Source organism: Luteimonas notoginsengisoli (genome assembly GCF_042648885.1).
GTDB lineage: Bacteria > Pseudomonadota > Gammaproteobacteria > Xanthomonadales > Xanthomonadaceae > Luteimonas > Luteimonas notoginsengisoli.
On the sequence record NZ_JBHRYF010000001.1, the window covers coordinates 210,067 to 232,568 of the forward strand.

Annotated in this window: 19 protein-coding genes and 1 pseudogene; 18 read left to right on the top strand and 2 right to left on the bottom strand. The window is 69.2% G+C overall.

The window, feature by feature from the left end; translation table 11 throughout:
• Window positions 1-261: 261 nt before the first annotated feature.
• The 15 genes and pseudogenes from ACFOM9_RS00920 (at window position 262) to pncB (ending at window position 16,908) form a co-directional block, all read left to right on the top strand.
• Window positions 262-2,226 (top strand): S8 family peptidase, encoded by a 1,965-nt coding sequence (locus ACFOM9_RS00920; protein WP_386705337.1) that lies wholly within the window; start codon window positions 262-264, stop codon window positions 2,224-2,226.
• A 200-nt stretch (window positions 2,227-2,426) separates the two neighbouring features.
• On the top strand, window positions 2,427-4,118 hold the full coding sequence (gene gspE, locus ACFOM9_RS00925; protein WP_386707212.1) for a type II secretion system ATPase GspE: 1,692 nt from the start codon (window positions 2,427-2,429) through the stop codon (window positions 4,116-4,118).
• 114 nt (window positions 4,119-4,232) lie between these two features.
• Window positions 4,233-5,450: a type II secretion system protein XpsF gene (xpsF, locus tag ACFOM9_RS00930; RefSeq protein ID WP_386705339.1), complete on the top strand. Its 1,218-nt coding sequence runs from the start codon at window positions 4,233-4,235 to the stop codon at window positions 5,448-5,450.
• A 171-nt stretch (window positions 5,451-5,621) separates the two neighbouring features.
• Window positions 5,622-6,056, top strand: coding sequence for a type II secretion system major pseudopilin GspG (gene gspG / locus ACFOM9_RS00935; protein ID WP_386705341.1), 435 nt, complete (start codon window positions 5,622-5,624; stop codon window positions 6,054-6,056).
• Between the two features lie 193 nt (window positions 6,057-6,249).
• On the top strand, window positions 6,250-6,669 hold the full coding sequence (gene xpsH, locus ACFOM9_RS00940; RefSeq protein ID WP_386707215.1) for a type II secretion system protein XpsH: 420 nt from the start codon (window positions 6,250-6,252) through the stop codon (window positions 6,667-6,669).
• Window positions 6,670-6,806: 137 nt separating this feature from the next.
• Complete coding sequence (gene xpsI, locus ACFOM9_RS00945; protein ID WP_386707218.1) at window positions 6,807-7,226, top strand: type II secretion system protein XpsI; 420 nt, start codon at window positions 6,807-6,809, stop codon at window positions 7,224-7,226.
• 245 nt (window positions 7,227-7,471) lie between these two features.
• Window positions 7,472-8,155 (top strand): prepilin-type N-terminal cleavage/methylation domain-containing protein, encoded by a 684-nt coding sequence (locus tag ACFOM9_RS00950; RefSeq protein WP_386705343.1) that lies wholly within the window; start codon window positions 7,472-7,474, stop codon window positions 8,153-8,155.
• Window positions 8,152-9,006 carry a type II secretion system minor pseudopilin gene (locus ACFOM9_RS00955; protein ID WP_386705345.1) on the top strand — a complete coding sequence of 285 codons (855 nt, stop codon included), beginning with the start codon at window positions 8,152-8,154 and terminating at the stop codon, window positions 9,004-9,006. The genes ACFOM9_RS00950 and ACFOM9_RS00955 overlap by 4 nt, the downstream gene beginning before the upstream one ends.
• Window positions 9,003-10,178 (top strand): PilN domain-containing protein, encoded by a 1,176-nt coding sequence (locus ACFOM9_RS00960; RefSeq protein WP_386705347.1) that lies wholly within the window; start codon window positions 9,003-9,005, stop codon window positions 10,176-10,178. The genes ACFOM9_RS00955 and ACFOM9_RS00960 overlap by 4 nt, the downstream gene beginning before the upstream one ends.
• A complete protein-coding gene (gene gspM / locus ACFOM9_RS00965) occupies window positions 10,159-10,779 on the top strand; it encodes a type II secretion system protein GspM (RefSeq protein ID WP_386705349.1) in 621 nt (206 codons plus the stop codon). Before ACFOM9_RS00960 ends, gspM begins: the two co-directional genes overlap by 20 nt.
• Window positions 10,769-11,575 carry a hypothetical protein gene (locus ACFOM9_RS00970; RefSeq protein WP_386705350.1) on the top strand — a complete coding sequence of 269 codons (807 nt, stop codon included), beginning with the start codon at window positions 10,769-10,771 and terminating at the stop codon, window positions 11,573-11,575. Before gspM ends, ACFOM9_RS00970 begins: the two co-directional genes overlap by 11 nt.
• A gap of 9 nt (window positions 11,576-11,584) precedes the next feature.
• On the top strand, window positions 11,585-13,831 hold the full coding sequence (gene gspD / locus ACFOM9_RS00975) for a type II secretion system secretin GspD (protein WP_386705352.1): 2,247 nt from the start codon (window positions 11,585-11,587) through the stop codon (window positions 13,829-13,831).
• A gap of 22 nt (window positions 13,832-13,853) precedes the next feature.
• A pseudogene (locus ACFOM9_RS00980) lies at window positions 13,854-14,681 on the top strand (glycosyltransferase family 2 protein); the annotation flags it as partial.
• Between the two features lie 179 nt (window positions 14,682-14,860).
• On the top strand, window positions 14,861-15,742 hold the full coding sequence (locus ACFOM9_RS00985; RefSeq protein WP_386705353.1) for a glycosyltransferase family 2 protein: 882 nt from the start codon (window positions 14,861-14,863) through the stop codon (window positions 15,740-15,742).
• Complete coding sequence (pncB, locus tag ACFOM9_RS00990; RefSeq protein ID WP_386705354.1) at window positions 15,739-16,908, top strand: nicotinate phosphoribosyltransferase; 1,170 nt, start codon at window positions 15,739-15,741, stop codon at window positions 16,906-16,908. Before ACFOM9_RS00985 ends, pncB begins: the two co-directional genes overlap by 4 nt.
• Before the next feature lie 130 nt (window positions 16,909-17,038).
• On the opposite strand, the gene pyrF is transcribed toward pncB, so the two are convergent.
• Window positions 17,039-17,851, bottom strand: a complete 813-nt coding sequence (gene pyrF, locus ACFOM9_RS00995) for an orotidine-5'-phosphate decarboxylase (protein WP_386705355.1) — start codon at window positions 17,849-17,851, stop codon at window positions 17,039-17,041.
• Between the two features lie 137 nt (window positions 17,852-17,988).
• Complete coding sequence (gene ettA / locus ACFOM9_RS01000) at window positions 17,989-19,650, bottom strand: energy-dependent translational throttle protein EttA (protein ID WP_386705356.1); 1,662 nt, start codon at window positions 19,648-19,650, stop codon at window positions 17,989-17,991.
• A 204-nt stretch (window positions 19,651-19,854) separates the two neighbouring features.
• Here ettA and ACFOM9_RS01005 point away from each other — a divergent pair, with 204 nt between their 5' ends.
• The 3 genes from ACFOM9_RS01005 (at window position 19,855) to nrdR (ending at window position 22,478) form a co-directional block, all read left to right on the top strand.
• Window positions 19,855-20,373: an RcnB family protein gene (locus ACFOM9_RS01005; protein WP_386705357.1), complete on the top strand. Its 519-nt coding sequence runs from the start codon at window positions 19,855-19,857 to the stop codon at window positions 20,371-20,373.
• Between the two features lie 167 nt (window positions 20,374-20,540).
• Complete coding sequence (gene glyA / locus ACFOM9_RS01010) at window positions 20,541-21,809, top strand: serine hydroxymethyltransferase (protein WP_386705358.1); 1,269 nt, start codon at window positions 20,541-20,543, stop codon at window positions 21,807-21,809.
• A 123-nt stretch (window positions 21,810-21,932) separates the two neighbouring features.
• The gene (nrdR, locus tag ACFOM9_RS01015; protein ID WP_386705359.1) at window positions 21,933-22,478 is read left to right on the top strand and encodes a transcriptional regulator NrdR; all 546 of its coding nucleotides are present in this window, start codon (window positions 21,933-21,935) and stop codon (window positions 22,476-22,478) included.
• Window positions 22,479-22,502 lie beyond the last annotated feature (24 nt).

The following is a 22,502-nucleotide window of genomic DNA, read 5'->3' on the forward strand; positions in this document are numbered from 1 at the left end:
CTGGACGGCCGCCACGGCAGACGACCGGGATCAGGATGGCGGCGGGATGCCGCAGCGAGGTGACAACCAGGCAACGCGACCAGGCCTGGATGTCTGCACCGGATGAGCGGGCAGCGCGCTACAGGAGTTTCGATTTGACGCGGTGCAAGGCTCCAGCCACGGTGGCGATCGGCACGATCGCGCCGTGTCCCGCGGGCTTGGCCAGGAAAGTGTTTCAAACGACAGCAACACGTGCATGACATTCCACAGGAGAGGCTTTACATGACGCATCGACACACCACGATCACCCTGCTCGCAACCGTCATTGCCGGTGTGCTGGCAACGTCTGGCGCGAACGCTGCCCAGCGCGTCCCGCACCGCGGCGACGCCCCGCGCGTGGACACCAGCGCGATGGCGAGCCAGAAGACCTTCGATCGGTTCATCGTGACCTATCGGGCCGGCACCCCCGAGGCGTCCAATCGCTCCGCAGCGGAGCGCAGCGTTGCCGCTGCCGCGCAGCGCGCCGGCCTGACCTCCAGGAGCGGCGCCAAGGGTGTGGGCGCGCAGGCACTTGCCGTGAAGCAGCTGCGCAAACTGGCGGTGGGCTCGAACCTGATCAAGACAGGTCGCAAGCTCGATCGCGTCGAGGCCGAAGCGCTGATGCGCCAGATCGCGGCGAATCCCGCCGTGTCGCACGTCGAACCGGACGTGATGATGCGCGCGGTGCGCGACATCAAGGCGCCCGCTTCCCTGAAGGCCCAGACCTTCACCCCGGACGACACCTATTACGCCAAGTACCAGTGGCATCTGAAGGCTCCGGACGGCACCCTCACCCAGGGCAACGTCGCCAACCGTGGCGGCGCCAACGTCAACAACGGCTGGGACCTGGCCGACGGCAATGGCATCGTCATCGCCGTGCTCGACACCGGCCTGGTCGTCCATGAGGACATCGACAGCAGCCTGATCGCCGCGGGCTACGATTTCATCGGCGACTCGTTCGTGTCCGGCCGCGCCACCGACGGGCGCGTTGCCGGCGGCTATGACATCGGCGACTGGACCAACGAAGAGCCGTGGATGTCCGAGTGCACCGACGCCAGCAACCCGCCGTCCGCCAGCTCCTGGCACGGCACCCATGTCGCCGGCACCGCCGGTGCGGAAATCACCAACAACGCCAGGGGCATGTCTGGCGTCGCGTATGGCGCGAAGATCCTGCCGGTGCGCGTGCTCGGCCACTGCGGCGGCTACACCAGCGACATCGCCGACGGTATCGTCTGGGCGGCCGGCGGCACGGTCGCCGGGGTTCCGGCCAATGCCAATCCGGCCCAGGTCATCAACATGAGCCTGGGTGGCAGCGGAGCCTGTTCGGCCAGCAGCGTCACCGGCCTGGCCGTGGCGCAGGCGAACGCGCTCGGCGCGGTCGTCGTCGTCTCCGCGGGCAACAGCGGCGCCGACGCGGCCAACTATTCGCCGGCCAGCTGCCCGGGCGTGATCACGGTCGCCGCGACCGGCATCACCAGCAAGCGCGCTTACTATTCGAACTACGGCGCAGCGGTGGAAATCGCGGCGCCGGGCGGCGGCGTCTATCCCAACGACGGCTCGTCCGGCACGCCCGGCAACGACGGTTTCGTGTGGCAGGCGCTCGATGCCGGGCTGAAGGGCCCGGAGGGTCCGGACTACGGTGGCTACGCTGGCACCTCGCAGGCCGCACCGCATGTTGCAGGCGTGGTCGCGATGATCCAGGGCGCACGTATCGACGCCGGCCTTCCCCTGTACACGCCGGCTGAAGTGCTGGCGAACCTGCAGAGCACCGCTCACACGCCGACCGTGACCCCGAGCCCCACCCAGCCGATCGGTGCGGGCATCGTCGACGCGCTCGCTGCCGTGATGCAGGCCGTCGAAGTGCCCTGCGATCCGGATACCGAGGAGTGCGAGCCGCCGGGCCCCACCGCCACGCCGCTGACCAACAAGGTGCCGGTGACGGGCCTGGCCGGTACCGCCGGCAACGACGTGCTCTACAGCTTCGAAGCGCAGGCCGGTGCGGTGTTGAGCTTCATGACCTACGGCGGCAGCGGCAACGCGTCGATGTACGTCAGCTTCGGCGAGGAGCCCAGTGCCGACGCCTACGACAGCAAGTCGACGCGCGCCGGCAACAGCGAGACCGTGCGTTTCACCGCTCCGCAGGCGGGGACGTACTACATCAAGCTGACCGGGAGCTACAGCGGCCTGACGCTGGTCGCGCGCCAGTAAGCGACCGGTTTCCCGACAGTGTTACCACGACCCCGGCTTCGGCCGGGGTCTTTTTTTTCGTCCGTGAACCGCGACTCCCCGCGCCGGCGGGAGGCCGGTCCGCGTGTTTCGCAAGCTGCTAAAGTCGAGCCCCCATGCCGGAGCGCAACGTGAACGCGGCAGCCGACACCATTGCAAACGAGCGGAGCCTCGACAGCGGGATGGACGAACGCATCGTCGCCGCCCTGCTCGCGAAGGGCCGCCTGAAGGAAGCGGACCTGGTCCGTGCAAGGCGCCTGCAGGACGAGACCGGCGGCGACCTGCTGTCGCTCCTGGGCCGCCTGGGCCTGGTGTCCGAGCGCGACCATGCCGAAACCTGCGCCGAGGCGATGCAGTTGCCGCTGCTGGCCGGCAGGGAAACGCCGGATGCGCCGCCCGAGCTGATTGCCGAGATGCAGCCGCTGTCGTTGCGCTTCCTCAAGCAGTTCCACCTGTGCCCGCTGGGCGACCACGACGATCGCCTGCTGCTGTGGATGGCCGATCCCTACGACCGCTATGCGATCGACGCGGTGCGCTTGGCGACCGGACGCGACCTGGCGCTGTGCGTCGGCCTGCGTTCGGAGATCGACGACCTGATCGAGCGCTGGCACGGGCAGGGGCGCAGCGCGATGGGCACCATCATCGAAACCGCCGACGGCGAGACATCGGGCGACATGGACGATGTCGAGCACCTGCGCGACCTCGCCTCCGAAGCGCCGGTCATCCGCCTGGTGAACCTGGTCATCCAGCGCGCGGTCGAGATGCGCGCGTCCGACATCCACATCGAACCGTTCGAGAATCGCCTGAAGGTGCGCTACCGCGTCGACGGCGTGCTCGAGGAGGGCGAAAGCCCGCCGACCAACCTCACCGCTGCGGTGATCAGCCGCATCAAGATCATGGCGCGGCTCAACATCGCCGAGCGACGCCTGCCGCAGGACGGCCGCATCATGCTGCGCGTGCAGGGCAAGGAACTCGATCTGCGCGTGAGCACGGTGCCCACCGCGCATGGCGAGAGCGTGGTGATGCGCCTGCTGGACCGCGAGACGGTGGTGTTCGATTTCCACCGGCTCGGCTTCACCGACAACTTCCTGCCGCAGTTCGAGCACGTGCTGCAGCAGCCGCACGGCATCCTGCTGGTCACCGGGCCGACCGGTTCGGGCAAGACCACGACGCTGTACACCGCGCTGAGCAAGCTCAACACCAGCGACGTCAAGATCATCACCGTCGAGGATCCGGTCGAATACCAGATCGAGGGCATCAACCAGATCCAGGCCAAGCCGCAGATCGGGCTGGATTTCGCCAATGCGCTGCGCAGCATCGTGCGCCAGGACCCGGACATCATCATGATCGGCGAAATGCGCGACCTGGAAACCGCGCGCATCGCAATCCAGTCCGCGCTCACCGGTCACCTGGTGCTCAGCACGCTGCACACCAACAATGCCGCCGGCGGCATCACGCGCATGCTCGACATGGGCGTCGAGGACTACCTGCTGACATCGACGATCAACGGCATCCTCGCCCAGCGCCTGGTGCGTCGCCTGGAGCCCACGCACGCCGAGCGCTACCCGGCCTCGCCCGAGGAAATCGACAAGTTCAGCCTGCGCCGCTACCAGCCCGAGGGCGAGATCTTCCTGTACCGGCCCGGCGGCTCGGCGATCGCGCCCACGGGCTACCTCGGCCGCACCACGATCATGGAATTCCTGGTGATGAACGACGAACTGCGCCGCGCGGTGATGCGCCACGCGGGCATGGGCGAACTCGAACAGATCGCCCGCCAGGCCGGCATGCGCACGATGTACGAGGACGGCATCGCCAAGGCACTGGCGGGGCAGACGACGATCGAGGAAGTGTTGCGGGTGACCGAAGATGCGTGAGGCGAGCCAGCCGCGCGTGCAGGAACTCGCAGCGCGCCGGGCGGTGCCGCCTTCCGAGCGCGGGCGGCAAACCGCGATGGCCTTTCCTGACTAACTGACCGCCGATCCCAGCGAATGCCCCTCTACCACTATAAGGCCCTCAACACCCGCGGCGAGACGCTCAACGGCCAGATGGAAGCCGGCAGCGACGCCGAGGTGGTGCTGCGGCTGCAGGAACAGGGACATCTGCCGATCGAGGCCAGGCCCGCCAGCGAAGGCGGGGGCGAGCCGGCGTGGCGTGCGCTGTTCAAGGCCAAACCGTTCGCCGGCGAACGGCTGGTGCAATTCACCCAGCAGCTGGCGACGCTGCTCGGCGCGGGGCAGCCGCTGGACCGCGCGCTCACGATCCTGCTCGAACTGCCGGAAGACGAAGCCGCCCGGCGCACCGTGACCGACATCCGCGACGCCGTGCGCGGGGGCGCTTCGCTGTCCACGGCGCTGGAGCGCCAGCACGGCGCGTTCTCGCGCCTGTACATCAACATGGTGCGTGCGGGCGAGGCCGGCGGCAGCCTGCACGACACGCTGCAGCGGCTGGCCGATTACTACGAGCGCACGAACGCGCTGCGCGGGCGCGTGATCAATGCGCTGATCTATCCGGCCATCCTGCTGGTGATGGTCGGCGGATCGCTGCTTTTCCTGCTCGGCTACGTCGTGCCGCAGTTCGCCGGCATGTACGAGAGCCTCGACGCTCAGATGCCGTGGTTCACCCAGCTGGTGCTGGGCCTGGGCCTGTTCGTGCGCGACTGGTGGATCGTGGTGCTGGTGGTGCCGGCGCTGCTGGCCTGGTGGCTCGATCGCAAGCGGCGCGATCCCGCGTTCCGGGCGCGGCTGGACGAGTGGATCCTGGGTCGCAAGCTGGCCGGGTCGCTGGTCGCCAAGCTCGACACCGCCCGGCTGATGCGCACCCTCGGCACGCTGCTGAAGAACGGCGTGCCGCTGCTCACGGCGATCGGCATCGGAAGGAACGTCCTGCTCAACCGTTCGCTGGCCAGCGACGTGGCCGCGGCTGCCGAGGACGTCAAGAACGGCGTCGGCCTGTCGGCCGCGCTGGCCAAGGGCAAGCGCTTCCCGCGGCTGGCGCTGCAGATGATCCAGGTGGGCGAGGAGTCCGGCGCGCTCGACACCATGCTGCTCAAGACCGCGGACACCTTCGAGCAGGAAACCGGGCAGGCGCTGGATCGCATGCTCGCCGCGCTGGTGCCGGTGATCACGCTGCTGCTGGCCGGCATCGTCGGTGCGGTGATCCTGGCGGTGCTGATTCCGATCTATGACCTGACCAGTTCGATTTCCTAGTGGGACCGCGCCCCCTGTGTCTGTAGGAGCGGCTTCAGCCGCGAGCTTTTCAATAAGCCACGGTTGTTCAAGGGCTCGCGGCTGAAGCCGCTCCTGCAAGATCCGGACGGTCGCGCATTTGCCCGATCGTCCAGAATGACTTCCGATCCATCGGTAAAAGAGGAACAACACATGCGACGCAATCGCTCCATCACCCGCTCCCCGCGCCCCTCCGCGCAGGCGGGCTTCAGCCTGATCGAGATCATCATCGTCACCGTCCTGATCGGCGGCATCGTGGCGTTCGCCGCGACGCGAGTCCTCGGTGGCGGCGACAACGCACGCTACAAGCTGGCGCAGTCGACCGTGCAGACCATGGCCGAGAAGATCCAGTCCTACCAGATGGACACCGGCAGCCTGCCAGGGTCGCTGGAGGACCTGGTGCGCCAGCCCGGCAGCGCCACCGGCTGGCTCGGCCCCTATGCCAAGGAGGCCGACCTCAAGGATCCGTGGGGTACGCCCTACGTCTATCGTGTGCCGGGCGAGAACGGCGGCTTCGACCTGGTCAGCCTCGGCGCCGACCGCAAGGACGGCGGCACCAGCGTCGATGCCGATATCAGGTACGAGTGATGCGCGGGTCTTGCGCGGAAGTGAAATGCATTCGCGGGACGTTGAATCCAGGATGATGCGTCCGCGTCGCGCCGTGCGACCGTCTGCCGGTCTGCCTGTACGGAGCCGGCGATTCAATTGCGCAAGCCGTGGCGACGGCATCACTGTCGCTGCACCGGAGCGTTCGTCGCAGCGCGGCTTCACGCTGCTGGAAATGGTGGTGGTGATGGTGATCATTGCCGCCGCGGTGCTGCTGGGCGCGATGGCGACCACCGGCGGTACGCAGCGCATGCAGCTGCATTCGAGCACCAAGCAGATCGCCGCGAACCTGCGCTATACCCGCGCGCAGGCGATCGCCACCGGCGTGCCGCAGCGCTTCACAATCGACCCGCGCGGCCACGCGTGGCAGGCGCCGAACGGGCGCCACGGCAAGATCCCCGCCGCGCTGGACGTCAACTTCACCGGCGCGCGCCAGGCCCAGCCGGAAGCAGGCGTGGGCGCGATCCTGTTCTTCGACGACGGGGCCTCCACCGGTGGTCGCGTGCAGCTGGCCAGCGGGCGTGCGGCGTGGAATGTCGACGTCGCGTGGCTGACCGGCGAAGTGACGTTGAAGCGGGCGGAGGCGGGGCAGTGACCGGGGGGATCGAACTGTATTCGCGTATGTACACGAATCCTCACCCGCAATTCGGGGTAGCTGGCCGCCGCGCGGAAAAGCCCCGGCTATTCGTTGACGCACGCCGTGGCGACGGCACTGTTGTTGCAGCGCCGGGGATAGTCCGGCAGCGCGGCTTCACCCTGCTCGAAGTCATCATCGCGTTCGCGGTGCTGGCGCTGGCGTTGACCTTGCTGCTGGGCACGCTGTCGGGTTCGGCGCGCGAGGTGCGGGCGTCCGCGGATGCCGGACGCGCAGCGATGCACGCGCAGTCGCTGCTCGACCAGGTCGGCGTCGGTGAAGCGCTGCGACCGGGCAGCCGGGATGGCGAGTTCGAAAATGGCCGCTACCGGTGGAACCTGAGCATCGGTCGCTACGTCGATCCCACCCGGCGCGCGCGCGACACCATCGAGCCCGGCGCGCCGCAGCTGCTGCTGCTGGCCTTGCACGTCGAGTGGGGCGAGGGCGGCCCGCGCGAGCGCCTGGACCTGCAGTCGCTGCGGCTGGCGCAGCCCGATCCAGCGGGAGCGTCGCTGTGAGCGTGCCCGGGCCCGTGGACACTGGACGGGTGTCGGTTCGCCGCAGGGGATCATCGCCGCGCGATCGCGGCGGGTCGGGAACCGTTTTTCGGAATGGCATTCGTCCGTGCGTGGCAAAGCGCAGGCTGTTCATCGGTGCAAGCCGTCCCGACGGCATCATTGATGTCTTGCCGGTCGGTTCGCGGGGGCGGGGCATCCTTGATGTCTTGCCGGACGGTTCGCGGGGGCGGGGCATCATTGATGTCTTGCCGGACGGTTCGCCGGATCGGGGCATCATCGATGTCGCGCCGGCGGGTACGCGGCAGCGCGGTTTCACCCTGATCGAAGTGCTCCTGGCGACCGCGCTGCTCGCCGCGGGCCTGGCAGTGGGCTTCGCCACCGTGCGAGCCGCGACCGCCACCGCGCAGCGAGGCGAACAGCTGTCGCAGCGCAGCGAGCGCATGCGCGCAGTCGAAGGTTTCCTGCGCCGGCGCATCGCCTCGGCGCTGCCGATCGGCTTCGAAACCCTCCCGGACACCGGCGAGCAGATCCGCTTCACCGGCGAACCCACGCGCATGCGCTTCGTCGCCGACCTGCCGGACTACCTCGGCCGCGGCGGCCCGTACCTGCATGACGTGGAACTGTTCGACGACGGCGATGCCAGTCGGCTGGCGGTGTCCTTCACGATGGTCGCCGGCGCGCGGACGCTGCCCGAACGCACCCCACGTCCACCCGAAACGCTGGCCGCGGACCTGTCCGAGGTGCGCTTCCGCTATCGCGGCCTGGACCAGGAGAACGCGCCGGGCGAATGGCAGGACCAATGGGAGTCGCCCGGCCAATTGCCGCTGCAGGTGGCGATCGACATCGTCGATGCCGAGGGCCGCGCGTGGCCGTCGCTGGTGATCGCGCTGCCGCAGGCCGGCGCCGGCAGCGGAGGGCTGTTCCAGTGAGGCGCGAACGCGGCGTCGCTCTGCTGCTGGTGCTGTGGCTGACCATGCTGCTGGCCGGCGTGGTGGGGGCATTCGCGCTGACCGCGCAAATGGAAAAGCTGCAGGGCCGCACGCTCAGTCGCGGCGTGGTCGCCGAACAGGCCGCGCGTGCCGGCGTCGAGTACGCGCTGACCCGGCTCACCGAATCCGATCCCAGGCTGCGCTGGCAGCCCGACGGCCGCCGCTACGACTGGCTCTTCGGCGGCGCGCGCGTGCGCATCGAGGTGGTCGACGAATCGGGCAAGGTCGACCTCAACGCCGCCGACGTCGACCTGCTCACGCGGCTGTTCGCCGTGCTCGGCGTGGACCAGGCCGAGGCCGGGTCGATCGCCGCCGCGATCGCCGACTGGCGCGACAGCGACGATCTCACCCAGCCCCAGGGCGGCGCGGAGGATCCCGCCTACGCCAGCGCCGGATTGCCCTGGGGCGCGAAGGATGCGCCGTTCGACACGGTGGCCGAAGTCGAACAGGTGCTCGGCATGACGCCGGCGATCTACGCCAGGGTCGCGCCGCTGCTGACCATCTATAGCGGCCAGGGGCGGCCCGATCCGCAGTTCGCCGCGGCCGAAGTGCTGCAGGCGCTGGGCGAGGATCCGGCGCCGATCCTCGCCCGCCGCAATGCCCGCACGCCGTCGCCGGAAGACGCGCTCTTGGGCGGTGGCAGCGGCACGTATAGTATCGACAGCCGTGCGCGGCTCCCGAACGGCCGTCAGGCAATCTTGAGGGTCGTCGTGCGCGCGGGGATCGGCACCGTGCCCGGTTCGGCCTACACGGCACTGCGATGGGAACAGGGAGCCACTGCACCACGATGACGGCCGCGGTCGACAACCAGTCTGCGACTCCTTCGCTCCGGCAGCGCCTCGGGCGCGCGGGCGGCCGGCTGCGCCCGGGCATCGGCGGATTCTGGCGCTGGTGGACCCAGGCGCTGGCCAGCTGGCTGTCGCCGCGCCTGCGGACGCTGTTCGGCCTCGACCACGAACGCGTACTGCTGCAGCTCGCCGGCAGCGAGTTGCGGCTGGCGCTGGAGCGCGGCGACGGCGTGCAGGACATCGCGCAGCTGCCGTGGAGCGCGCAGGAAGCGGCGCGGGGCGACGACTTGCTTGCCTCGCTGCTGGTGCCGCGCGTGGCCGACATGCCGCGCTGGTTGCTGCTGCCCGCCAGTGCCGGACTGCGCCGGCGACTCGCGTTTCCCGCCGCGGCGGCCGAACGCCTGCGCGACGTCGTGGCGTTCGAGATCGACCGCCAGACGCCGTTCGCCGCGGCAGACGTGCACTTCGATGCGCGCGTGGTCGCGCGCAGCGGCGATCAGATCGAAGCCGAGCTCGTTGCCGTGCCTCGGGCCACGCTCGACGCGGCGCTGGCATCGCTCGGCGCGCTGGGCGGCACCGTCGCCGGCGTTGACATGGCGGGCGACGACGGTGCGCCGCTGGGCATCAACCTGCTCGCCGATGCCCGGCGCCATCGTCGCGCCGATCCCTGGCGCGCATGGAACTGGGCGTTCGCCGCACTGGCCGTGTTCGCCCTCGCGCTGGCGATGTGGCAACTGCTCGCCAACCGTCGCGCCGCGGCCGACGCCTTCGCCGACACCGCGAACGCACGCGCCCGGCAGGCGCGCCAGGTGGCGGTCGAAAAACGCCAACTCGTGGACCTGGTCGAAGGCATGGCGTTCCTGCAGAGCACCCGCGCGGCGCGGCCGACGACGGTGGAGGTGCTCGACGAGCTCGGCCGGCGCCTGCCCGATTCGACCTACCTGGAGAAACTCTCGATCGAGGGCGACCAGATCCTGCTGATCGGCCAGAGCAGCGAGGCCTCGGCGCTGGTCGGCCAGCTCGAAAGCTCGAAGCTGTGGCGTTCGCCGGCGCTGACCGGCGCACTGCAGCCCGATCCGCGCACGCACCGCGACCGCTTCACGATGACCGCGCAGCTCGCCATCGCAGCGACGCCCGGCAACGGAGGGAAGGCCGATGCGCGCAGCCAGCCCTGACCGCGACCGCTGGCTCGCGCTGGGCATCCTCGCCCTGCTGCTGGGCGTGGCGTACCTGTTGCTGGTGCATCCTTGGTGGACTGCGCCCATGCTGGAAGTCGATGACCGTATCGGCGACCTGCAGCAGCGCGACCTGCGCGCGCGGATGGAGCTGCGCCAGGCGCCGGAAGTGCGCAACCGCCTGCAGGCGCTGCGTGCGCAGGCGGACAGCGTTCCGGGCTTCATGCCCCAGCGCAGCCCGGAGCTGGCGACCTCGGCGCTGGTGCAGCGCCTCGAAACCGCGGTGCTGGAAGCGAGCCCCGGCAACCGCAGTTGCGCGATCATCAACCGCTCGCCGTTGACCGAAGCGCGCCAGCAGCGCTTCCCCCGCGTGGCGGTCCAGGTGCGATTGCGCTGCGGCAATCCCGAACTGGCCGCGGTGCTGCATTCGCTGGAGAGCGGATCGCCGCGGCTGTTCATCGACAACCTCAACGTACTGACCCTGGGCAATTTCCGTTCGCGCGGCGACCGGGAGGCGCAGGGCGGCGGCGGGCTCGACGTCAGCTTCGATCTGTACGGATACCTGCAGCCGCCGCCGGGAGCGCCCGCCGATGCGCGCTGACACCGCCGGCGCGAAGACCTGGCTGCTTGGGGCGGTTGCGGCGTGGGCCGTGTGCGCCTGGCTGCTGGCGCTGCTGGGCATGGGCGGCAGCGTGACGTCGCTGCCCGAGGATCCGGCATTGCTGCAACCGTTGCCGCAGGCCGCCCCGCTGCTGCCCGAACGGCTCGGCCCGTTGCCGCAGTACGCCGAGATCGGCCGCCGGCCGTTGTTCTCGGAGAACCGTCGCCCGCAGCCGTTCGTGATCAATCCCGACGGCGAGGACGACGGCAAGCGCGGCTTCGACTACGTACTGACCAGCGTGTTGATCGCCCCCGATTTCCGGATGGCGATCCTGCAGCCCAGCGAAGGCGGCGATTCGGTCCGGGTCCGGGTCGGCGCGGCGCCGGACGCGTCGCCGGGCTGGCGCCTGGTCACGCTCGAACCGCGCAAGGCCGTGTTCGAAGGCCCGGACGGCGAGCGCAAGCTCGACCTGCGGGTCTTCGATGGCGAAGGTGGCGCACCGCCGACGCCGGTGTCCACGCCGATGTCGGTGACCGATGCAGACGCCGCCACGCCGGTGCCCGGCGCAGCGGCCGCGCCCGACGACATGGGCCCCGTGCCCTCCGAGCCTGCCCCCGCAGGAAACAGCACGCGGGATCCCGGCACGCAGCGCCCGGGTTCGCCCCCCGGGGCGGACCAGCCGGACAACCGGAAGTCGTCGGACCAGATCGAAGCCATCCGCAAGCGCATCGAGGCCCGGCGCGCCAAGCTGCGGCAGGAAGAGATGACATCTTCAACGCCGGGCAACAAACCGTAGAGTGCACGCATGAATCAACGCTTCCCGATCCAGGCGTTCGCCGCCGCCCTCGTCGCCACGCTGCTGGCCGCCTGTTCCACGATGCCCGCGCCGCAGGTCAGCCGCGACGGCGCGCGCACCGCGGTCGCCGGCGCCGATGCCGGGCAGCCGGGCGCCACCGCGGCCGGGCCGGTCACGGCGCAGGCCCTGCCCGATGCCGAAGCCGGCCTGCCGCAGGCGCAGATCCGCCGTGGCACCGGACAGACGATCAACAGCGCCGTCGCCGCGTCGGCGCCACCCAACATGGTCGGCACCACCGGCGAAACCACGTTCAACTTCGAAGGCGAATCGCTGCAGGCCGTGGTCAAGGCGATCCTCGGCGACATGCTCGGACAGAACTACGTCATCGCCCCGGGCGTGCAGGGCACCGTGACGCTGGCGACGCCCAAGTCGGTGAGTCCCGCGCAGGCCCTGAGCCTGCTGGAGATGGTGCTGGGCTGGAACAACGCCCGCATGATCTACAGCGACGGCCGCTACAACATCGTGCCGGCCGACACCGCGATGGCCACCGGCGCGGTGGCGCCGCGGACCGGTTCGACCGCCGCGGCGCGCGGCTTCGAATCGCGGGTGGTGCAGCTGCGCTACATCTCGGCCACCGAGATGGAAAAGATCCTCAAGCCTTACGCGCGTCCCAACGCGATCGTCAACGTCGATTCCGGCCGCAACGTCATCACCGTGGCGGGCAGCCGCACCGAGCTGGAAAACTACCTACGCACCATCCAGATCTTCGACGTCGACTGGATGTCGAGCATGTCGGTGGGCGTGTTCCCGCTGCAGAACGGCAAGGCCAGCAAGGTGGTGCAGGACCTGGAGAAGGTGTTCGGCGAGCAGAGCAAGACGCCGGTCGCCGGGATGTTCCGCTTCATGCCGCTGGAAGGCGCGAACGCGGTGCTGGTGATCACGCCGCAGGCGTCGTACCTGGACCAGATCCAGCAGTGGCTCGAGCGCATCGACGGCGCCGGCGCCGGCGTGCAGCTGTTCTCGTACGAGCTCAAGTACATCAAGGCCAAGGACCTGGCCGATCGCCTGTCCGAGGTGTTCGGCGGCGGCAGCAGCGGCGGTGGCCGCGGCGCGGGCGGCGACGGCAACGTGAGCCTGATGCCCGGATCCGATCCGTACTCGATCAATGGCAGCGGCAGCAAGGACGGTTCGTCGCTGGGTGACGCGGGCGGCACCGATTCGGGCATGGCCGGCGGGATGGACGGCGGCAGCGGCGGTGGCCTCGGCGACGGCTCGCTGCGACTGAACCCGCGCCAGGACGGCAACGCCAGCGTGACCCTGGAAGTGGAGGGCGATCGCGTGGGCGTGTCGGCGGTCGACGAGACCAACACGCTGCTGGTACGCACTACCTCGCGCGCGTGGAAGTCGATCCGCGACGTGGTCGAGAAGCTCGACGTGATGCCGATGCAGGTGCACATCGAGGCGCAGATCGCGGAGGTCACGCTGGGGGGCGACCTGCAGTACGGTGTCAACTGGTTCTTCGAGCGCGCCGTCACCGATGCCGGCCTGCCCAACGCGGTCGACCGGACCACCTGGAGCACCCTCGCCGGGAGCATCCTGCCGGGAAGCGACACCGGCGGCGGTTTGTCCTGGACTTTCCTCGGACGCAACGCGGCGGCCGTCATCAGCGCCCTGGACAAGGTGACGGACGTGCAGATCCTGCAGTCGCCGTCGGTGGTGGTGCGCAACAACGCGGAGGCGACCTTCAACGTCGGCAGCCGCATTCCGATTTCGTCGGTGTCGTTCGATCCCGGTACGGGCAGCACGGGTACCTACAGCAACGTGCAGTACATCGAGACCGGCACCATCCTCAACGTGCGCCCGCGCGTCACCCGCGACGGCATGGTGTTCCTCGACATCGTCCAGGAAGTCAGCAGCCCGGGGCCGCAGGCCACCGCCGACAAGAACGGCAACGTCCGCATCGACACGCGCAAGCTCAAGACCGAGGCGGCGGTGCGCAGCGGTGACACGGTGATGCTTGCAGGTTTGATCCGAGACGAGGTGGGACGGGGTTCCAGCGGTTTCCCCGGACTGAGCCGGATCCCGATCATCGGCGGTCTGTTCGGGCAGCAGAAATCCAGCACCGGTCGCAGCGAGGTCATCATCCTGCTGACGCCGGTGATCATCCGCAATGCGCAGGAAGCCGTGGACCTGACCGACGAGTACAGCCGCCGCTTCCGCGCCATGGAACCGTTGAACCCGAAACGGAAGAAGTGATGCACGCGCGGGACGCGGACGCATGACCGGACTTCCGGTCGTCCTGCTGCAGGTCGGCGTCGATGATGACGCGCTCGACGCCTGCCTGGCGGCGCTCGACGCCGGCACGCCGGCGGGGACGCGCGTGTGGCTGGCCGACGACGCGCAGTCGGGACCGCGCGGCTACGCGATCATCGAGCGATGGATCGCGCGCACGCCGCTGCGTGCCGACTACACCCGGCGCCCGCGCGCGATCGGGCAGGTGGCCCACCTGGATGAAATGCTCAAGGCCTGCGGCGACGCGGACGTGATCGTGCTGGCGCCTGACGCGATCCCCGCGCCCGGATGGGCGACGCAGCTGTCCGCGTGCTTCGCACGCGACGCGGCGATCGCGACCGCCACGCCGTGGTGCAACGCCGGCGAAACCGCCGCCTGGCCTCGTTGCGGCGAAGTTGCGCTGATTCCGGCCGATCTCGGACGCATTGCCGAGGCCGCCGCGTCGATGCCGCCGCGACACCTGGAGCTGCCGGCCGCGGTTGACCACGCGGTGATGCTGCGCGGCAGCGCCCGATGCAAGGCCGGCGGCCTCGACGCGGCCAGCTATGCGTCGTGGTACGCCGCGCTCATCGACCTGTCGCTGCGCCTGTCCGGTCTGGGCTGGCGCAACGCGCTGTGCGAGACGGCCTTCGTCGCCCGTGGCGGCGAGGGAGGTCCGGCCGATGGCGACCTCGACGCGCTCGCCGCGCGCTGGCCGGCGTGGCACTCGCGGCTGGCGAACTTCCTGATGCACGATCCGCTGGCCGGGATGCGCGAAGCGCTGTCGAGGATGGAACGCGACGTCGCGGAACCGCAGGCGCAACGCGACCTGTTCCGTGGCGATGGAACCCAGGTGCCGGTGATCGCGGATGGACCGCCCGAGCCCCCGCTGGGTGCGAGCGACACCGCAACGGCGGCATCGACGGCATCGGCGCATCCGCCGGCGCCGCACGCTGACGCTGATGCGGATTCGCCGCATCCGCATGCCGGCGAGGACCCGGTGGGGGCACGCCTGTGACGGCCGCAACGACCGGCGAGGGCATCGTCGCGATCGTCGTCACCTACCAGAGCGCCGGGACGATCGACGACTGCCTGTCGCGCCTGCGCGCCGCGACCGGAGTGGTGCAGATCCGCGTGGTGGACAATGATTCGCGCGACGCCACGCTGGCGATCGTCCAGCGCCACGCGGCCGTGGATCCACGCCTGCGTTTCATCGGCAACCCCGACAACCCGGGGTTCGCCGTGGCCTGCAACCAGGGCGCGCGCGACAGCGACGCGCCGTGGCTGGCGTTCGTCAATCCCGACTGCCTGGTGGGACGCGACACGCTTGCGCGGCTGCTGCGGCATGCGCGGGCGGCCGGCGGCGAGGTTCTGCTCGGCGCCGACCTTGTCGATGTCGCCGGCGTGCGCGACGGCGCCGCGCGGCGCAACGATCCCGACTTCGCCGCGATGCTGCGCGGACCGCTGCGCAGCAGCAGCGGCCGACCGCTGGACGTCGAGGTCGATGACGCGCAGCTGTTGCAGCAGGTCGAGGCGGTCTCCGGCGCGCTGATGCTGCTGCCGCGCATGCTGTTCGATCGCATCGGCGGATTCGATGAGGGCTACCGGCTGCACGTGGAAGACCTGGACCTGTGCCGTCGCGCGCGCCTGGCCGGCGCCGTGGTGGCGGTGGCCAACGATGTGCGCGTGGTGCATGTGCGCGGCGTTTCCAGCCGGTCGCGTCCGGGCTTCTCGGAATGGCACAAGCACCGCGGCCTGTGGCGCTATTTCCGCAAGTTCGAGGCGTCGCGCCGCAGCGTCATGGTGCGCGCGGGCGCGTGGCTGGCGATCTGGCTGCACTGGGCGTCCCGGCTTCCGGGCATCGTGTTCGCGGCCCGGGAGGGCAGCGCACCGTGATCATCCAGTCGTTGCTCGACACCGACCTGTACAAGCTCACGATGATGCAGGCGGTGCTGCACCAGCATCCGGCGGCGCAGGTGAAATATCGTTTCCGCTGCCGGACGCCGGGGATCGACCTGGCGCGCCATGTCGACGAAATCCACGCCGAGATCGAAGCGCTGTGCACGCTGCGGCTGGATGCCGGCGAGCTGGCGTGGCTGCGCGGGCTGCGCTATTTCAAGCCGGACTTCGTCGATTTCCTTGGCCTGTTCCACCTCGATCGCAAGTACGTCACCTTGCGCCCGTCCGCCGACGTGCCGGGCGAGATCGTGCTGGAGGTCGAGGGGCCATGGCTGCACACGATCCCGTTCGAGGTGCCGCTGCTGGCGATCGTCAACGAGGTCTGGTTCCGCCACCAGCCGCCCGCCGACGAGGCCGAGGGGCTGCGGCGGCTCGATGCCAAGATCGCGCGCCTGCGCGAGGTTCCCGACTGCAGCATCAGCGACTTCGGGACGCGCCGGCGCTATTCGCGCGACTGGCACGCGCGGATCCTGCCGCGCCTGCGCGACGCGCTCGGACCGCAGTTCGCGGGCACCAGCAACGTCTTCTTCGCGCGCGAGTACGACCTCGTCCCGCACGGGACGATGGCGCACGAGTTCCTGCAGGCGTTCCAGGCGCTGGGGCCGCGGCTGGTGGATTCGCAGAAGGCGGCGTTCGAGGCCTGGGCGCAGGAGTACCGCGGCGACCTGGGCGTGGCGCTGTCGGACGTGGTCGGGATCGAAGCCTTCTTGCGCGACTTCGACCTGTACTTCTGCAAGCTGTTCGACGGCATCCGCCATGACTCCGGCGATCCGTTCGCCTGGGGCGAGCGCGTGATCGCCCACCTGGAAGGGCTCAGGATCGACCCGCGGACCAAGACCCTGGTGTTCAGCGACAGCCTCGACATCGACAAGGTGCTGCGCCTGCACGCGCATTTCCACGATCGCTGCAGGGTCGCGTTCGGCGTCGGGACCAACCTGACCAACGACCTCGGACCGAGGCCGCTGAACATCGTGATGAAGATGGTCCGCTGCAACGGCCAGCCCGTGGCCAAGGTCAGCGACGCGCCCGGCAAGGGCATGTGCGACGACCCCGGCTACCTGGCCTACCTGCGGCAGGTCTTCGGGCTGCCGGCCGAAGGCTGACCGGCCCTCGCGGACTTGGCCTGGCTCGTAGGAGCGACGGAAGTCGCGACCGGGATCCGCGAGGGCCGCAGGAGGCGGACGGAAGGCTTCGCGACTTCCTTCGCTCCTACATGCAAGCACCGGACGACTTTCAGCGGTGCCGGTTGATCCCGTCGCGCAGCGCCTTCGCAGCCAACGCCGCGGCTTCGTCGTAATCGTCGCCGCCGGACGCATACAGGATCGCGCGCGAGGAGCTGACCAGCAGGCCGGCGCCATCGGCGGCAAGGCCGTTCCTGACCACGGCTTCGACGTCGCCGCCCTGCGCGCCGACGCCGGGAATCAGCAGCGGCATGTCGCCGACGATCGCGCGCACTTCGCGCAGCTGTGCCGGCCAGGTCGCGCCGACGACCAGCGCGCAGTTGCCGTGGCCGTTCCAGTCGCGCGCGACCCGCTCGGCGACGTGCTGGTAGAGCGGGCGGCCGCCCACGTCCAGGTCCTGGAAGTGGCCGGCGCCCGGGTTGGAGGTGTGGCACAGGATCACCACGCCCCGGTCGGCGCGATCCAGGAACGGCTGCACGGAGTCGCGGCCGAGGTAGGGATTGGCGGTGACTGCGTCAGCCTGGAAGCGGTCGAAGGCTTCGGCGGCGTAGTGCTGCGCGGTGCTGCCGATGTCGCCGCGCTTGGCGTCCAGGATCACCGGGATGCCGGGATGCGCGGCGTGGACGTGCGCGATGAGCCGGCCAAGCGCGTCTTCGGCTCCGCGCGCGGCGAAGTGCGCGATCTGCGGCTTGAACGCGCAGGCGAACTCCGCGGTGGCGTCCACGACGTCGCGGCAGAAGGCGAATATCGCGTCGGGTTCGTCGGTGAACTTTGGCGGAAACTTCGCCGGCTCGGGATCGAGGCCGACGCAGACCAGCGAGTCCGACTCGCTCCAGCGCTGCCGCAGTGCCTGCATGAAATCCATGGTCGTCGTCTCCTTGGCGTTGAAGCCCGCGTCGAAGCGGAGTGTCCCGTGCGAGCGGCTCCAGCCGCGAGCTTCTGCTCCACGCCGGGCGGGCGGAAAGCTCGCGGCTGAAGCCGCTCCCACAAGAGCAGCTGCCGCTATTTCAGCGCCTTGAACCGCAGCCGGTGCGGGCCCGCGTCCTCGCCGAGGCGACGCTTCTTGTCTTCCTCGTACTCGCGATAGTTGCCCTGGAAGAACTCGACGTGCGAGTTGCCCTCGAAGGCCAGGATGTGGGTCGCGATGCGGTCCAGGAACCAGCGGTCATGCGAAATCACGAACGTGTTGCCCGGGAACTCCAGCAGTGCGTCTTCCAGCGCGCGCAGGGTCTCGATGTCGAGGTCGTTGGACGGCTCGTCGAGCAGCAGCACGTTGCCGCCCTGCAGCAGGGTCTTGGCCAGGTGCAGGCGGCCGCGTTCGCCGCCCGACAGCGTGCCGACCAGCTTCTGCTGGTCCTGGCCCTTGAAGTTGAAGCGGCCGATGTAGGCGCGCGACTGGATCTCGATGCCGTTGATGTTGAGGATGTCGGCGCCGCCGGACACCTCCTGGAACACGTTGTGGTTGCCCTCGAGCTTGTCGCGGCTCTGGTCGACGTAGGCGATGTTGACCGTCGGCCCCATGTCGATCGAACCGGAGTCCGGCTTCTCCTGCCCGGTGATCATCTTGAACAGCGTCGACTTGCCGGCGCCGTTGGGGCCGATGATGCCGATGATCGCGCCCGGCGGCGCGATGAAGCTCAGGTCGTCGATCAGCAGGCGGTCGCCGAAACTCTTGGAGACGTTCTTGAACTCGATCACCTTGCTGCCCAGGCGCTCGCCTGGCGGAATGAAGATCTCGTTGGTTTCCTGCCGCTTCTGGTAATCGACCGCCTGCAGTTCCTCGATCCGCGCCAGGCGCGCCTTGCCTTTCGAGCGGCCGCCCTTGGCGTTGCTGCGGGCCCATTCGAGTTCCTTCTGGATCGCCTTCTGCCGCGCCTTCTCGCCGGACTCCTCGCGCTTGAGCCGGTCTTCCTTCTGCACCAGCCAGTCGGTGTAGTTGCCCTTCCACGGGATGCCGCGGCCGCGATCCAGCTCGAGGATCCACTCGGCGGCGTTGTCGAGGAAGTAGCGGTCATGGGTCACCGCCACCACGGTGCCGGTGTAGCGGGCGAGGAACTGCTCCAGCCATTCGACCGATTCGGCGTCGAGATGGTTGGTGGGTTCGTCGAGCAGCAGCATGTCCGGCTTCTGCAGCAGCAGTCGGCACAGCGCAACGCGGCGCTTCTCGCCGCCGGACAGCTTGCCGATGATCGCTTCCCACGGCGGCAGGCGCAGCGCGTCGGCGGCCACTTCCAGCTGGTTTTCGAGGGTATGCGCGTCGCCGGCGGCGAGGATCGCCTCGAGCCGCTCCTGTTCCTTGGCCAGCTTGTCGAAGTCGGCGCCTTCCTCGGCGTAGGCGGCGTAGACCTGTTCGAGAGCGGCCTGGGCCTGCAGGACCTCCCCCACGCCTTCCTCGACCGACTCGCGCACGGTCTTTTCCGGATCCAGCTGCGGCTCCTGCGCCAGGTAGCCGACCTTGATCCCCGCCTGTGGCCGCGCCTCGCCCGAGAAATCGGTGTCCACGCCGGCCATGATCTTCAGCACCGTCGACTTGCCGGCGCCGTTCAGGCCCAGCAGGCCGATCTTGGCGCCGGGGAAGAACGACAGCGAGATGTCCTTGATGATCTGGCGCTTCGGCGGCACGGTCTTGCTGACGCCGTTCATGGTGTAGATGTATTGCGACATGGGGGCTCCGGGTAAGACAGGCCGCGCCCGCGCGGTTCGCGCTGGCGGGAGAGACATCGGGGAACCCCGATTATACGGGCTGCCGCCGCCCGTCGGGCCGCTTGCCGGTGGCTGAACGCGGCTTGCGCGCGCCCGATCCGGGAGGACTGGATTCAGCCTCGCTCGCTCATGCTCACATCACGCAAACACGTGGAGACCGCCCGCATGCACGCCCCCCTGAAATTCGCCGCCCTGTTGCTCGCCTTCGCCGCGGTGGCGATGCCCGCGTCGGCCGCGGGCCGCGACCACGATCGTGGCCACCGCGATCGCGACAATCACGGCCAGTACGACCGGCATCGTGGTGATCGCAACGACTGGAACCGCCACGAGCGCCGCGCGGACCGGCGCGATTATCGGCATGATCGGCGCGCGGACCGCCGCGACTACCGGCATGACCGCCGCCACGACCGCCGGGTGGTCTATCGCCCCGCGCCCCGCGTGATCTACCGCGAGCGCTACTACGCCCCGCGGCCGGTCATCGTGCATCGCGGCCCGCCGCGGTGGAGCCGCGGCCATCGCTACTACGATCCCGGCTACGGCCGGACCTACGTGGTCAATGACTACTACGGCTACGGCCTGCGCCAGCCGCCGCGGGGCCATTACTGGCGCCGCAGCGACTCCGGCGACTTCCTGCTGGTGGCCGTGGCGACCGGCATCATCACCGACCTGATCCTGCACCGGTAAGCAGGCCGGGGCGGATCGACAGAGGGCGCGCCGGCTGGCGCGCCCTTTTTTTCTCTCATGGCGGCGGCAGCCGCGATCGGAGGCCGGGCGCGCCGTTACGGCCCCGGCCGCTCCCGCAAGGGCCGCGGGCTACAATTGGCCCATTCCCGTGCTGCCCTGGAGAGACGATGTTTTCGCGCGACGCCCGCATCGAAGGTTACGATCCCGAACTGGCCGCGGCGATCGCGTCCGAGAACCGCCGCCAGGAAGACCACGTCGAACTGATCGCGAGCGAGAACTACGCCAGCCCGCGGGTGATGGAAGCCCAGGGCAGCCAGCTGACCAACAAGTACGCCGAGGGCTATCCCGGCAAGCGCTACTACGGCGGCTGCGAATACGTGGACATCGCCGAGCGCCTGGCCCTCGACCGGGTCAAGGCGTTGTTCGGCGCCGACTATGCGAACGTGCAGCCGCATTCGGGCTCGCAGGCCAACCAGGCGGTGTACCTGGCGCTGCTGCAGCCGGGCGACACGATCCTCGGCATGTCGTTGGCCCACGGCGGCCATCTCACCCACGGCGCGAAGCCCAACATCAGCGGCAAGCTGTTCAACGCCGTGCAGTACGGCGTCAACGACGAAGGCCTGATCGATTACGACGAGGTCGAACGCCTGGCGCTGGAGCACAAGCCGAGGATGGTCGTCTCCGGCTTCAGTGCGTATTCGCAGGTGGTCGACTGGGCGCGCTTCCGCGCCATCGCCGACAAGATCGGCGCCTACCTGTTCGTCGACATGGCCCACGTCGCGGGCCTGGTCGCCGCCGGCGTCTATCCCAACCCGGTGCCGCACGCGCACATCGTCACGTCCACCACCCACAAGACGCTGCGCGGCCCGCGCGGGGGCATCATCGTCGCCAGCCGCGCGGCAATGGGCGATGCGGCCGACGAGATCGAGAAGAAGCTGCAGTCGATCGTGTTCCCCGGCATCCAGGGCGGCCCGCTGATGCACGTGATCGCGGCCAAGGCCGTTGCGTTCAAGGAAGCGCTGGAACCCGATTTCAAGGCCTACCAGGCGCAGGTGGTGAAGAACGCGCAGGCAATGGCGAAGACCATCATCGAGCGCGGCTACAAGATCGTCTCCGGCGGCACCGAAAACCACCTGATGCTGGTCGACATGATCGGCAAGGGGATCACCGGCAAGGACGCGGAGGCCGCGCTGGGCGAGGCGCACATCACGGTCAACAAGAACGCGGTGCCCAACGACCCGCAGAAGCCCTTCGTGACTTCCGGGCTTCGCATCGGCACCCCGGCCGTGACCACGCGCGGTTACAGGGAAGACGATTGCGTCGCGCTGGCGAACTGGATCTGCGACGTGCTGGACAATCCGAAGGACGAGAAGGTCATCGCCGGCGTGCGCGAGAACGTGACGAAGCAGTGCGCGCAGTTTCCGGTGTATGGCTGAGAAGACGCGATTCGTGGCCACCAGCCGTTCGACCGTCCAGGGCGGGGACCGGATGTTCGCTGAGGCGCGTCCCGGACCCGCTATCACAAGTCGCGATGCGCGAATCACCGACCCGCAAGCCTGATGCATTGCCCCTTCTGCCAGCACGTCGACACCCGCGTCATCGATTCGCGCGTCAGCGATGACGGCGCCACGATCCGGCGCCGGCGCGAGTGCGAAGCCTGCGGGGAGCGTTTCAGCACGCTGGAAACGATCGAACTGAAGCTGCCGGCGATCATCAAGTCCGACGGGCGACGCGACACCTTCGATGCGCGCAAGCTGCGCCAGAGTTTCGACCGCGCGCTGCACAAGCGGCCCGTCTCGGAAGAGCAGATCGAGGCCGCGGTGCGCGCGGTGATCCACCAGCTGCGCATGACCACCGAGCGCGAGCTGGCATCCCGCCGCGTCGGCGAGTTCGTGATGGCCGAACTGCGCAAGCTCGACCATGTCGGCTACGTGCGCTTCGCTTCGGTGTACCGATCGTTCGAGGATGTCGCCGATTTCCGCGAGGAGCTCGACCGGCTCGAACGCGACCTGCCCGGCGAGGGCCAGCTGCCGCTGCTCGGTGCCGACGTCGTCCCGTTCGATCGGCACGCGGACAAGAACGCCGACAAGGGACGCAAGCGCTGAATCGTGGCGGCCAGGCGCATTCGC